Origin of the sequence: Weissella cibaria (assembly GCF_004521965.1) — a bacterium.
Lineage (GTDB): Bacteria > Bacillota > Bacilli > Lactobacillales > Lactobacillaceae > Weissella > Weissella cibaria_A.
On record NZ_SDGK01000088.1, the window covers coordinates 1 to 13,298 of the forward strand.

At 43.5% G+C, this 13,298-nt stretch carries 14 protein-coding genes and 5 pseudogenes; 13 read left to right on the forward strand and 6 right to left on the reverse strand.

The features are described 5' to 3' along the window. Positions 1-281: transposase (locus tag EST42_RS09455; protein WP_209019493.1), on the reverse strand; the 281-nt coding region annotated here is incomplete at its 3' end. Between the two features lie 290 nt (positions 282-571). After that, positions 572-2,125 (reverse strand): glutamine-hydrolyzing GMP synthase, encoded by a 1,554-nt coding sequence (guaA, locus tag EST42_RS09460; protein WP_134645193.1) that lies wholly within the window; start codon positions 2,123-2,125, stop codon positions 572-574. 361 nt (positions 2,126-2,486) lie between these two features. On the opposite strand from guaA, the gene EST42_RS09465 reads away from it, so the two are divergent. The 7 genes and pseudogenes from EST42_RS09465 (at position 2,487) to EST42_RS11685 (ending at position 7,684) form a co-directional block, all read left to right on the forward strand. Next, positions 2,487-3,566 carry a BMP family lipoprotein gene (locus tag EST42_RS09465; RefSeq protein ID WP_134645194.1) on the forward strand — a complete coding sequence of 360 codons (1,080 nt, stop codon included), beginning with the start codon at positions 2,487-2,489 and terminating at the stop codon, positions 3,564-3,566. A 361-nt stretch (positions 3,567-3,927) separates the two neighbouring features. Then, positions 3,928-5,152 (forward strand): annotated as a pseudogene (locus EST42_RS09470) (argininosuccinate synthase). Then, positions 5,145-6,512 (forward strand): annotated as a pseudogene (argH, locus tag EST42_RS09475) (argininosuccinate lyase). The pseudogenes EST42_RS09470 and argH overlap by 8 nt, the downstream one beginning before the upstream one ends. 3 nt (positions 6,513-6,515) lie before the next feature. Further along, the gene (locus EST42_RS09480) at positions 6,516-6,776 is read left to right on the forward strand and encodes a hypothetical protein (RefSeq protein ID WP_134645195.1); all 261 of its coding nucleotides are present in this window, start codon (positions 6,516-6,518) and stop codon (positions 6,774-6,776) included. 106 nt (positions 6,777-6,882) lie between these two features. Then, a pseudogene (locus EST42_RS11630) lies at positions 6,883-7,096 on the forward strand (Asd/ArgC dimerization domain-containing protein). Positions 7,097-7,138: 42 nt separating this feature from the next. After that, on the forward strand, positions 7,139-7,465 hold the full coding sequence (locus EST42_RS11680; RefSeq protein ID WP_134645196.1) for a bifunctional ornithine acetyltransferase/N-acetylglutamate synthase: 327 nt from the start codon (positions 7,139-7,141) through the stop codon (positions 7,463-7,465). Positions 7,466-7,480: 15 nt separating this feature from the next. Next, positions 7,481-7,684, forward strand: a complete 204-nt coding sequence (locus tag EST42_RS11685; protein WP_134645197.1) for a hypothetical protein — start codon at positions 7,481-7,483, stop codon at positions 7,682-7,684. A 104-nt stretch (positions 7,685-7,788) separates the two neighbouring features. Here EST42_RS11685 and EST42_RS09500 read toward each other — a convergent pair whose 3' ends face one another. Both EST42_RS09500 and EST42_RS09505 read right to left on the reverse strand, forming a co-directional pair. Beyond that, complete coding sequence (locus EST42_RS09500) at positions 7,789-8,559, reverse strand: biosynthetic peptidoglycan transglycosylase (RefSeq protein WP_134645198.1); 771 nt, start codon at positions 8,557-8,559, stop codon at positions 7,789-7,791. Positions 8,560-8,624: 65 nt separating this feature from the next. Next, positions 8,625-9,008, reverse strand: coding sequence for a hypothetical protein (locus EST42_RS09505; RefSeq protein ID WP_134645199.1), 384 nt, complete (start codon positions 9,006-9,008; stop codon positions 8,625-8,627). Between the two features lie 212 nt (positions 9,009-9,220). Here EST42_RS09505 and EST42_RS11450 point away from each other — a divergent pair, with 212 nt between their 5' ends. From EST42_RS11450 to EST42_RS11260, 6 genes and pseudogenes are all read left to right on the forward strand, one after another. Further along, positions 9,221-9,343 carry a hypothetical protein gene (locus tag EST42_RS11450; RefSeq protein WP_280633887.1) on the forward strand — a complete coding sequence of 41 codons (123 nt, stop codon included), beginning with the start codon at positions 9,221-9,223 and terminating at the stop codon, positions 9,341-9,343. Continuing rightward, on the forward strand, positions 9,330-10,178 hold the full coding sequence (locus EST42_RS09510; RefSeq protein WP_245150466.1) for an APC family permease: 849 nt from the start codon (positions 9,330-9,332) through the stop codon (positions 10,176-10,178). Before EST42_RS11450 ends, EST42_RS09510 begins: the two co-directional genes overlap by 14 nt. Before the next feature lie 308 nt (positions 10,179-10,486). Continuing rightward, positions 10,487-11,379: pseudogene (locus tag EST42_RS09515) on the forward strand (ABC transporter ATP-binding protein). Continuing rightward, entirely contained in the window at positions 11,369-11,533 is a 165-nt protein-coding gene (locus EST42_RS10650) for a hypothetical protein (protein ID WP_167711230.1), read from the forward strand. The pseudogene EST42_RS09515 and the gene EST42_RS10650 overlap by 11 nt, the downstream one beginning before the upstream one ends. A 476-nt stretch (positions 11,534-12,009) precedes the next feature. Beyond that, positions 12,010-12,399 carry a MerR family transcriptional regulator gene (locus tag EST42_RS09520; RefSeq protein WP_134645200.1) on the forward strand — a complete coding sequence of 130 codons (390 nt, stop codon included), beginning with the start codon at positions 12,010-12,012 and terminating at the stop codon, positions 12,397-12,399. Beyond that, entirely contained in the window at positions 12,392-12,502 is a 111-nt protein-coding gene (locus EST42_RS11260) for an SDR family NAD(P)-dependent oxidoreductase (RefSeq protein WP_245150467.1), read from the forward strand. The genes EST42_RS09520 and EST42_RS11260 overlap by 8 nt, the downstream gene beginning before the upstream one ends. A 236-nt stretch (positions 12,503-12,738) precedes the next feature. Here EST42_RS11260 and EST42_RS11265 read toward each other — a convergent pair whose 3' ends face one another. Continuing rightward, on the reverse strand, positions 12,739-12,984 hold the full coding sequence (locus EST42_RS11265; protein ID WP_245150468.1) for a hypothetical protein: 246 nt from the start codon (positions 12,982-12,984) through the stop codon (positions 12,739-12,741). Between the two features lie 21 nt (positions 12,985-13,005). Then, positions 13,006-13,215, reverse strand: a pseudogene (locus tag EST42_RS11270) (NADPH-dependent FMN reductase); the annotation flags it as partial. Positions 13,216-13,298: the final 83 nt, after the last annotated feature.

The window sequence follows — 13,298 nt, forward strand, 5'->3', positions numbered from 1 at the left end:
GCATAAACAAGTCGATGTTCGATATCTTGGGTCAAGTAATCTGCAACGTCGTCGTTGCGATAACCTTCGATAACTTGAATGAGCATTTGCAATAACAATTCTACCTTAGCATAGCGTGGATTTTTGCGATTATCGTTGAATTCAACGTTATTAAAGAGCCTGGAAACTACAGGTGAATTCAGAAACATACTAAGCAGCACGTTGCCACCATCCGAGGTAATTGGTGCCCCATTGTCTGAAACTGCAACTAAAGGGTTGCTAGGTAATACTTTTTGAGTCATAATTTTAGACGCTCCAATTTTTGAGTATTTGGTTTATTTTTCACTAACAAAATATCATAACAAAGAGCTCCTATGGTTTTCACCCAACGGGTGAAAGCGCAAAACCCGCTGAAACGGTATTAACTTGCTGTTTCAGTGGGTTTTGTTTGTCTTGATGAATAACCCGAGATAAAAGTAAGAATGCTCAGTGATGTGATTTTTGATGTGGGGATAAATTTTTGAATAGAAACACGAAGAACCGCCATGGAATTTGCTTATTCCATGGCGGCTTGTCCGTTTAGATATAAATATTATTCCCACTCAACAGTTGCAGGTGGCTTGGCCGTGATATCGTACACGACGCGGTTAATGTGGTCGACTTCATTGACGATGCGACGAGAAATCTCTTCCAAGATATCCCATGGCAACTTGGCAAAGTCGGCTGTCATCCCATCAACAGACGTGATGGCACGAATGGCAATCGTATAGTCGTACGTACGGCCGTCACCCATGACACCGACTGAACGGACTCCCGTCAAGACAGTGAAGTATTGCCAAACTTCGCTATCCAAACCATGCTTAGCGATTTCTTCACGCAAGATTGCATCAGATTCGCGCACAATTTCGAGCTTTGCTTCAGTAATGTCGCCCAAAACACGAATACCCAAGCCGGGACCAGGGAACGGTTGGCGCCAAACAAGTTCGTGGGGCATACCCAATTTTTCACCCAATGCACGCACTTCATCCTTGAAGAGTGTGTTAAGGGGTTCAATCAATTGGAATTGCAGGTCTTCTGGCAAACCGCCGACGTTGTGGTGTGACTTGATTGTTTGCGCGGTATCAGTTCCTGATTCAATCACGTCGGTATACAACGTACCTTGTGCCAAGAAATCGATACCATGAAGCTTAGCGGCTTCTTCGTCAAAGACGCGAATGAATTCGTTTCCGATAATCTTACGCTTTTGCTCAGGATCGGTAACCCCGGCCAACTTCGTCAAGAAACGTTCTTGCGCATCGACCTTGATGATGTTCAGGCCGAACTTACCACCCAAAGCAGTCATCACTTCATCCGCTTCATTTTTACGTAGCAAACCGTGATCAACGAAAATTGACGTCAATTGATCACCGATGGCACGCTGCAACAAAACGCCGACAACTGATGAATCTACCCCACCAGAAAGGCCAAGCAAGACCTTCTTGTCACCAACGATTTCGCGAATTTTCGTGATTTGCTCGTCAATGAAATCATCCATTGACCAGTTGCGTTCTGCACGAACCGCCTTATCAACGAAGTTCTCTAAGATTTGCATGCCGTATTCAGTGTGTTGCACTTCGGCGTGGAATTGTACCCCATAGAAGTTGTGGTAGGTATCTTCCATGGCCGCGATTGGTGTGCTGTCAGAGGTAGCAACAGCCTTAAAGCCGTCAGGAACTTGCTCGACGTAATCACCGTGTGACATCAAAACTGTTTGCGTTTCTGGTGTGCCACCGAACAAAACGGTGTTGTCAGCTATCACATCCATTTCAGTCTCGCCGTATTCTGATGAATCATTCGCTGGCGCAACTATTCCGCCAGGCAATACATGTGCCATCAATTGCATACCGTAGCAAACGCCAAGGATTGGAATGTCCAAATTGAACACTTCTGGATCAATCGTGAACGCACCGTCTTCATAGACCGAGTTAGGCCCACCAGAAAAGATGAGTCCCTTTGGATTGAGTGCCTTAATTTCAGTGGCTGTCATTGTGTGTGGCTTTAATTCAGAATAAACACCCAATTCGCGAATGCGTCGTGAAATGAGCTGGTTATATTGTGAACCGAAGTCCAACACCAAAATGCTATCGTGCGTTTCTGTGTTTGCCATGATATCCCCCATAAAATTGTTGTTTCTAATTATACGTACTTCACGACAATAATCAATGGTGGGTTTTAAAAACGTTCGTAATTTGTTCACGTATTACATTTCTCTCATAAATATAGTTACTAAAAATAAGACATTTACGAAAAACGCTTATTTTTGGGACCTAAATACAGTTGTTATGAGGTTAATCGTTTTTAATAATTCGAAAACCATGAAAAATGTAATGAACTGACCCTTGCATTATCATAAGCAGACCTTTATAGTAGTAAAAATTACATTTTTATTTGGACTCTGAGCTGGTAATTTTTAAGGCAAAAAGAGTGGTCGGGTCGAGGGATTTTATACTTTGGAGGTATTAGGAAAAATGGTTTCACGTCGGACATTGATTATTGGTGGTGTAGCAGTTGTTGTCGTTGCAGGGATTGCGTATGCCGCAACGTCAGGTAGCAAGGGCGGATCAAGCGACAAATTCACTGCTGCGGTTGTTTCAGACACAAACGGTGTAAATGACAAGGGCTTCAATCAAAGCGCTTGGGAAGGCTTGGAAAAGTGGGGTAAGGCTAACAACTTGTCTAAGGGACAAAGTGGTTACAACTACTTCCAACCGAAGACGGTCGCCGATTACGATACGCAATTGACGCAAGCTGCTACTGCTAAGTACAATGTCGTTTCAGCCATTGGAAACACGTTTAAGGATTCAGTCCAAACCGTTTCTAAGAAGTATCCTGACACGAAGTTCGTGTTGGTTGATGAAATTACGGATAAGAAGTACAAGAACGTTGCATCAGTCATGTTCCATTCAGAGCAATCATCATACTTGGTTGGTATCGCTGCTGCGACAAAGGCCAAGGAAATCGGTGACGATACGGTTGGATTCGTTGGTGGTATGAAGAATCAAGTGATTGAATCATTCTTGGCTGGTTATCAAGCCGGTGTGAAGTCAGTTGATCCTAATATTAATGTCGATGCAACGTATGCAGGTACGTTCTCAGACCCAGCCAAGGGACAAACAATTGCTAAGGCCAAGATGGCACAAGGTGAGCACATTATTTTCCAAGCCGCTGGTGGTGTTGGAAATGGTGTCTTCCAAGCTGCGAAGGACCAAGATGCAACGTTGGCTGCGGATTCAAAGGATAAGGTTTGGGTCATCGGTGTCGACATGGACCAAACAAACATGGGTGACTACAAGTCAAAGGATGGCAAGTCAGCAAACTTGACGTTGACATCATCATTGACGGGTGTTGGTCGTGGTGTGCAATTGATAACGGAATCAGCGCAAAAGGATAAGTTTCCTGGTGGCAAGATTGTTTACTACGGCTTGAAGGAAGGCGGAGTCGGTGTTGTCACTAAGAACTTGAATGCAGACGAGAAGAAGGCTGTTGAGACTGCTAAGGAAAAGATTATTTCTGGCGATATCAAGGTGCCAACAACGCCTGAAAACTAATTAATAACAATTTAAAAATCAAAATCCGCGGAGATTATTGTCTCAGCGGATTTTTTTGTTAAAAACAGATATTTAATTTATTTATGCACAGGACTGATTTTTTGAAATATACAAAAATGAATGGTGGGTTTGAAAAATACGTAAAAAATTGTATAAAAGAATCAAAATAATCAATATTAATGCTTTATAAATATAATTAATATTAATTTTATATTTATTAAATCGGTAAAGGGGGACGATTAAATGTGCCTTTTATCATGATTAATTGAATTTATTTAGAATAAAAATACAATTAATCTTGCTATTTTGAATAAATAGTTACTATTGACGAATAGTCAAATATTAAAAAAGGGAAATAAATATGCAAGAAAAGTTGGTTTTAGCTTATTCAGGCGGTCTAGATATTTCGGTGGCCATTCCATGGCTTAAGGAGAAAGGATATGCCGTAACGGCAGTTGTGTTGGATGTTGGTCAACATGGTAAAGACTTGTATTTCATCAAAGCTAAGGCATTACAAGTAGGTGCCGAAACGTCGATCTTGTTGGATGCTAAAGAAGAATTTGCGACAGATTATGTGGCGCCAGTTATTCAAGGGAATTTGTTGTATGAGAGTGAGTATCCATTAGTTTCGGCATTGTCGCGGCCATTGATTATTAAGAAGTTAGTCAAAATTGCACATAAGATAGGTGCGACAACAATTGCGCATGGTTCGACGGGTCACGGTAATGATCAAGTTCGTTTTGAGGCCGCAATTCATGCCTTTGACCCTAATTTGAAAATTGAAGCACCAATTCGAGACTTTCAATGGTCACGTGAAGAAGAGATTGCCTATGCGGATGCGCATCATGTGCCCATTCCAGTAGGCGAGGAGTCGCCATACTCAATTGATGAAAATATTTGGGGACGCGCAATTGAAGCAGGGATTCTAGAAAATCCGTGGCATGAAGCGACTGAAGAGGCGTATGAGTTGACTGCGGCAATTGCAGATACACCGGACACTGCTGATTTTGTCACGATTAGTTTCGAAGCCGGTTTGCCAGTTGCCTTAGATGGGGAAGCGATGTCGCTAACAACCATCATTGAAAAAGTTAAATGTGTTAGCTGGCACGCACGGAATTGGCCGTGTTGATCATATTGAGAATCGACTAGTCGGCATTAAGTCACGCGAAATTTATGAGGTGCCCGCCACCACTGTTTTGATGACGGCTCACAAGGATTTGGAAGACTTGATGTTGGAGCGAGATGTTGCACATTTTAAGCCAATCGGGGCCGAACACTTAGCGAACTTAGTCTACGATGCCAAGTGGGTATCGCCTTTATTTGATGCTTTGCAAGCGTTTATCAAGGTGACACAGAAAGTTGTAAACGGTGACGTGAAGATGAAGTTGTTCAAGGGTTTTGCAATTGCTGTGGCGCACCAATCGGCTAAAAATTCACTCTATGATGAAAATTTGGCGACTTATACGGCCAGTTCATCATTCGATCAAGTCGCAGCAGTTGGATTTATCGGACTGTGGACCCTTGGTAATACCGTGTTTGAACAGGTAAATCATGTTCATTCTGAACAGGGTGGGCAGCATGACTGATAAATTATGGGGCGGTCGATTTACGGAAACTGGCTCTGACCGGGTACAAGCATATAGGACTTCAATTGCAGCAGGTCAATACATGATTGCTGAGGATATTCAAGCATCAATTACGCACGCACAAATGCTGGGACAGCAAGCAATTCTTACACCGGCGGAATCCGCCAAAATCGTGACCGGGTTACAAGCGGTACGTGCCGACTTTGAGTCAGGTGCGGCAACATTGCAAGTTGCGCAGGAAGACGTGCATATGAATGTTGAAGTGCTGTTAAATGAAAAGATTGGGTCTGTTGCGGGAAAGTTGCATACGGCGAGATCACGAAATGATCAGGTAGCGACAGATTTTCATCTCTGGGTTGCCAATCGACTACCACATATCATCGAAGCGATTAAGCAGTTTCAAAAAACATTATTGCAAGTGGCCACGGATAACCAAGCGACGCTCATGCCGGGTTACACGCACTTGCAACATGCGCAGCCGGTGACGTTTGGTAGCTTATGTTGGGATGCTAAAGCGAGATGTTGAGCGGTTTGAGTTTAATATGAAGCACACTCAAGTATCGCCATTAGGTTCCGCTGCTTTAGCGGGTAAAACTTTGCAATCGATCGAACGATGACGGCTGACCTACTAGGGCTTGATGATGTCTACCACAATGCAATGGACGCGGTCAGTGATCGTGATTTTGCAATTGAATTTTTGCAGTCAGCCGCCATTTTGATGATGGACCTATCTCGATTAAGCGAAGAATTGATTTTATGGTCGAGTTACGAATTTGGATTTGTTACGTTAAGTGATGCCTATGCGACTGGTTCATCAATTATGCCGCAGAAGAAAAATGCTGACTTTGCAGAATTAACACGTGGTAAAACAGGCCGTGTTTATGGAGACTTAATGGGTTTGATGACGGTCATGAAGGGCTTGCCGTTAGCCTATAACAAAGATATGCAAGAAGATAAGCAGGGTGTATTTGAGACCTATACCACGATTATGGATGCGTCATTTGTCTTTGACGATATGTTTGCAACCCTTCAGGTTAATCGTGATGTAATGTCAGAGAGCACACATAATGATTTTTCGAATGCAACTGAATTAGCCGACTATCTGGCTAATAAAGGATTAGCATTTCGTGAAGCGCATGCTATCGTTGGCCAATTGGTGCTACAAGGTATTCAAACACAGGTTAACTTACAGGATATGCCATTGGGTGAGTTGCAAAAAGCAAGTGAGTTGATTACAGATGATGTGTACCAAATCTTGCAACCGATGACGGCCATTGAACGCCGGACATCGTTTGGTGGGACAGCCGTTACAGAGGTTAGTAACCAAATTAAATTTTATCAAGAGCAATTAGGGGAATGAGCAATGAAGGTAACTATTGTAGGTGTGACAGGATACAGCGGGACTGTTTTATGGCAGTTGCTTAGTCAGCATCCGAATGTCACTGAAATTAATATTTATACAGCACAGACGGATTTAGAAGCCGTGGCGCAACAATTTGATTGGCAAATTAAACAGCCAGTGCGGGTGATACCGTTTGGTGTGGGGCAAATTATGATAGATAACGACGTTGCCTTTTTTTGCGACACCCGCAGGCGTATCAAAATGGTATCACCGAGATGCTGAAGTTTTACGTGAAACATTGTCTCATGCCACGTATGGGTTAACTGAATTTACGGCAATGACAACAGATTATATTGCAAACCCTGGTTGATATGCCACGGCTACTTTAATGGGGTTAGCACCACTGGTGCAAGAACGCCTGATTGATTTTGATTCGGTTATTGTCGATGCCAAGTCTGGTGTGACCGGAGCGGGAAAAATTGAGTCAAGCCACCCACTATGTTGATGTGGCTGATAATTTTTCGCTATACAAGCTTAATCAACATCAGCATATTCCGGAAATTATGCAGCAACTTAAGCAATGGACCCTATCCAATTTATAACGAGGCTTTTGACAGTCAAGCGAGGACTGATGGCAACCATATATGCGAAGTTTTTCGGCTGATAGTGCGGATGTAAATGAAATTATCGCGGCCGCATTGCAAGCAACTTATATGGACAAACCATTTGTAAAAGTCTTGGCCAATGATATGCCAGATTTACAGCGTAATCCCATCAAACCAGACCTTGGCTGGCTAGTTTCGACAAAGCCGGCTCATGTAGCAGAGGTATTTACGCGAAATACATTTCCAGCAGCCCTGGTGCAAATCAAGCAACAAGTCCTACGACGTAATAAACCGGTCTATGCAATTTTTGTTAATTCTGTGAACGCGAATGCTTTTATGGGAGCAACCGGTTTGGCAAATACGTAGGAAACGTAAAAGTTAGTGGCGAATAAATTACACACAACACCGGCCGAGGTACTAGTTGTATCAATGGGGACTATTGGTGAGCAGTTGCCGATGGAGAAAATCCGACGTGGTGTTGAACAGCTCCAAGCAAGCGAGCCTTTGAATCTCGCGAAGGCTATGTTAATCGACCGATACCACAACAAAAACGGCGCAAGTTACGCAAGAGGACTATCAAATTAGTGGTGTGGCGAAAGGCTCGGGTATGATTCATCCGATGTATTAGTCGCGAAAATTAATGACTGATAAATAAAAAGTCCGCGAAGTGTGATTCGCGGATTTTTTCGTTAACGAGGCAAAAGTCCGTCAGTAGCGCTGGTTGCTTTGGCCTCTTCGTATTCATGATGATTAATTTTGTTATCGTCGAGCATCGCTGCTAATACGATATTACGGCGACGTGCCACTAAATCTGGATTGGTATACAAATTAAAGTTGGTTGGACTTTGGCCTAAGCCAGCGATTATTGCGGTTTGAGAAAGTGTCAAACTGCTTAATGGTTTACCAAAGTAATAATACGCAATGGTTTGCGCGCCATATAATTCATGGCCTTCATAGATTTTATTAGTGTAATACTCAAGAATCTGTGGCTTGCTGAAGTTCTTCGTCAACTGCAAGGCCAGATAAATTTCTTGAATTTTACGACGGGGTGTTTGATCCGCTTTTGAAGTTGAAAAAGCGGTTAATTTGACCAACTGTTGCGTAATAGATGATCCACCGCGAGCAGTCCCATCACCAAACTGGGCTAGCACATTTGATGTAATGAGGTTAAATAGCCCACCTATATTGACGCCGTTATTTGATTCAAACGAGCGATCCTCGGTCGCGATGACGGCATTGCGATAGTTTTCCGGAATACTGTCATAGCGCACGTAGATTCGATTGTTTTCATCGCCAGGGTTGGCTTGCAGTTTGACCTGCGTAATAGTTGGTGCTTGGTGGATAACATAAGTTGCATAACCTACGCCCGCCAATAGCAAAAGCAATAGCCCGCCTAATAGTAGCTGCCCCAGTTTTCGTAGTGGGTGTCGTTTTTGTCGACGTTGTGCCCGACTTGCCATAACGTCCCTCCGATAAGTATTGTTTCAGTTAGCATACGGGGACTGGGCGAAAATTGCAATGTACTTTAGTTGGCAGATGGAGTCAATGTTACCGTCAAGTGGTTGTTTTCATCGACGACGGCATCGTACGCAGCTGTGCCATTATCACCAAGGAAGTGCTGGCCGGGAGTGCGCTTTGCCTTCAAAAAGGCCCCAATAAATGATGGGTGTGTCCAGTTCATCCCAAATTCAAATCCTTGGAAGGTGCCAGGGTAACGTTTGTCATCCGCATCGGCATCAAAGCGGATTTCGGTCACACCATCAATCGCATTCGTAATGTGCATTTGAAGGCCGTCTTGATCGATAACCTTATAAGTGCCCACTGAGAGCGTTTCTTCGATTGGGTAAGTAATCGTGATCGTGTTGTTGTAGGCGTGTGCCAACGTCTCGTATGTTCCTAATGTGGTCATGTTCGTGGCCTCCTTTGCTTTGTTGCGATTATTATCGTCCCGTCTTACCAAGTTGTAAATGAAAAAGGCATGAATTAAAGGTAAAATGGCGGCATAAGGGGGATGCAAACGTATGAACAAGATGAAAACGGGCATCGGGTTCCCCAGTGTGGCGCTCTTAGGCGTAAATGGGGTCATTGGTGGTGGCTTGTTTTTGCTGCCAAGTACGATCGATGTATAAGCAAGGTAAGCAACTGGTTCTGCTTGCGGTTGCATTAGCAGGCATTGTGGCGACATTAATCGCCATGCATTATGCGGTGATGTCATCGAGAATTGATGAAGATGGTGGCGCATAAGGCATTTGGCCATTACCCGGGTTTCTTAGTCGGCTGGTTTGATTGGCTATTTGGGGTAATTACCATCAGTGCCGAATCGGCAGCGTTTTTAAAAACGTTGACCGGGTTGGTTCCGGCCGTTGTTACACCAGTGGTTTATAAAGGTCTGGCCTTAGCCGGCATGACGTTGCTGATTATTATGAACCTGTTTGGAACAGGGATTTCGAGTCGCATCGATGATATGGCGAGTTTAATTAATATTGGGGTGATTGTGGCGGTCTTCATCGCGATGGTAGTCTGGTTTATTCTCGGGCATGTTGATTATTTTGCAATGGCACAAGCCAAGCCGGTGGCGGATTTTTCTGGGGCTTTTGGGAACGCCTTTTACAAGTTTATCGGGTTTTCTTTAATCCCAATTGCAGCGAAAGAGATGAAGAACCCTGGAAAAATGTTGCCACGCGCCATCTTGACGGTCATGCTTGCCACAACAGCTATTTTTGTATTGATGCAGTTGGTGGCAATGTCGGTTTTGGGTCCTGGACTGGCTGGATCGTCACTACCGGTTGCTGATATTTTCAATACTATTTTGGGACGCATTGGCCGTACGGTTATCATTACTTGTATGATGCTTTCAATTATTGGGGTCGCGATTGCAACCTCTTTCAACTCACTAATTGAATTGGTTTCGATAGCTCGTGAACGGGGCCTCTTACCGCGTGAGTTATCACGTACAAATCGTTATGGTGCTCCCGTCGGCGCGGTGTTAATAACGATGTTGATTGCGGGTGGTTTGATTTTAAGTGGCAGTTATCTGTTTTTGGTTAAGTTCATTGTGTTGAGTGATTTTGCCCAGTAATTAGGCACGATTTTTGCTTCACTGAAGTTGCGCAACGAAAAAACATTGCCGCCTGGTTTTGAACTACCGGGTGGTAAGTGGTTAACCTACTTAACATGCTTGGTTGTTGCGTATTTATTTACAAATTTTTGCCTTTTACGACCGTTTTAGTCGGTATCGGCTTTGCGATCTTTGGGACCGCAATTTACAGTTTTGAACAACGACGACATTAAATGATAGGCGAGATTCAGGCGAATCTCGCTTTTTGATTGCGGTTCGACAATATTTTTTCGATGCAGTAGATATATTCAGAAGAAATAAGATGAAATATGATGAAAGTATTGGAAATATCACATCTAAATAAGACGTTCGGCAAGTTCCAAGCCTTGTCGGATGTCTCATTTACGGTTAACCAAGGTCAAGTATCTGGCTTTTTAGGGCCGAACGAGGTTGGTAAGACAACCACAATTCGTTCAGTATTAGGCTTGTTGAAGCGTGACAGTGGCACGATGAAATTGATGGGTGAAGACGCAACGGGCAATGTATTGGATACCCACAAACATATTGCTTATGTGCCAGGGGAGGTTATCTATGGCCCAATTTAACAGGGGACGAAACGATTGATTTGCTGTTACAGATGGGTGGTCATTCCTGAACAAAGCGAGTTGATGATCTGATTAAATTATTCGAATTAGATCCGCGTAAGAAGAACCGCACGTACTCGAAAGGTAATCGACAAAACGTCGCGTTAATTACAGCGTTTAGCGTGAATGTTGACTTGTATATCTTTGATGAGCCAACAAGTGGTCTCGATCCCCTGCAGGCGCGCAATTTTCAAGATCAGATATTAGCACTAAAGCAGGCGGGTAAGACGGTGCTACTTAGTTCACACATTTTATCGGAGGTCGAACAGGTTGTGGACTGTGTAGCGGTGATTCGGCAAGGCCGGATTGTTGAAGTTGGGTCCTTGACCGATTTACAAGAACACGCGGCCCTGCGCATTAATGCGCAAGTGCAGGATTGGACACCGTTTCAGGACTATTCCAACTTTCATCAAGAATTAAATGGTGAAATTTCCTTTACGGTAGCCTGCACGTTATTACCTAAAACGATGACGGCATTAGTGACAGCCGGCGTAACGGATTTGAAGGTCACACCACCCACGCTAGAAGATTTATTCATGCAATATTATGATACGGGGGCTGCGGATCATGAATCGTAATATGTGGTGGTTGTTAGGGGCTAATTTAAAAAGGGCTAATTTAAAAAGTGATTATCGTTTAATCATCGTTTGGTTATTGGTGAATTTTAGCCTGATTGAATCTGGTGCGCTAAAATTAGCGGACTTGTGTAATTCACCGGAAACATTAAATTAATTGCTAACCATGTTACGCACACCGATGATGACGGCCATGTTTGCGCGGATGCCAGAATTTTCGCAGTATACCGTTGCAAGCTTATATGCCGCGATCATGCTGCCGAGACAACATTTGAAGTTAAAACAGATGGGAATAAAATTATTTTACTGCCGATTCAGTGAAGTTAAGCTAGCTTTTAGTTGCCGTTAGTTTTGCCTTAAGCTAATCGTCATATGATTAATTGTGTTGAAAGGGAACCTGCCTAATCAACAAACTCATAGAATTACCCCTATCCATAATTCTTTCTACTTTTTTCAGGTGACAAACTGAATACTCCTTAAATGATATAGATCGTCGCAAGTCCATGCGACTTGATCCGAAACGGCCGTCAGGCTCCCAACTGACGGCCGTTTTGTTTAATGGAGAAGAAACGTTTGACTTAAACTGATGTTTAACTGATATAGTAGTGTACACAAAGTTAGTGAGGTGAATCAATGGCGAAAACTTACACAATTGGTGAGACAGCTGAAATGTTTGGCGTGCCGGAATCGACGTTGCGCTTTTATGATAAGCGGGGGCTTTTACCGTTTATTGAACGTGACGAGGCAGATCGCCGCGTCTTTACGGAAATGCAAATCTCATTGCTCAAAACGATTCAACATTTGAAAAATACAGACATGACCGTTGGCCAAATTAAGCAGTATGTCGATTGGATTGTTGAAGGAGATGCAACGATTCCCAAAAGATTAGCTATGTTAGTCGCGCATCGTCAAGATATTTATGATCAAATTGCAATGCGAGAAGCGAGCCTAGCTGGGGTTAATTTTAAGATTGCGCATTATGAAAAGTGTGTGAATGAACAACGGGAAAAAGAGAATGACTAAAGCAGCATTGGTCACCGGAGATAATAAAGGCATCGGGTTTGGTATTGCGAAGGCCCTTTTGCAACAAGGCTATCGCGTGTTGGTAGGCGCACGAGATGAATAACGTGGTTCAGCTGCGGTTGAGGTATTACGCGCATATGGATATGCCCAATTACAATTGATTGATGTTTCTGATTTGAACAGTATTCAACATGCGGTTGCTGACATTACAAAGCAAGAAGCGGATTTTAGTTTGTTAGTGAACAACGCGGGTATTCTGGTGACATGGGTCAAACGGCTTGGGAGATTGGCGGCTTTTGAGGCTGAGACAGATACTTCTGTCCCAGTCTCTTTTATTCATTATTGATGTGCAGCAACGAATGCTTTGAAGTTTGGCATCACCGTATCGAGCCAGTCATTGGTGCTGGCGTCGGTAATATTGTTATCTACATCAAGCCTTGCGTGGCCACCACCAACCATGACGTCATTCCCCATCAAGCCAGGTGATTGCATCGCAAATAAGATATCACGTAGGTGCAATAGGGCATGGATAGTCCATAAGAAGCCAGGGATGGTTCCCATGATCATTGATGGCTTGCTAATCATGACCTTATCAACACGTGACAGCTAGTCAATGGCATTCTTCAATACGCCAGGAATTGAAGGGGTGTATTCTGGTGTGACCCAAATAACCCCATCGGCTGCTTTGATAGCTTGCTTAAAATCGATTACCACTTGTGCTGGAGCGAGCTCATCGTCTACGTTGTACATGGGTAAATCGTTAAGTGCTAAGACGTCAATTGTGACGTCATCAGTACCGTAACGCTTGGCGATGGCCGCGGCTAAACGTTACGGTACTGATGATGTCTTGCTGTTTGAACCAGCAATGGCAACGTCATGCATAATCTAAAACCTCCTAA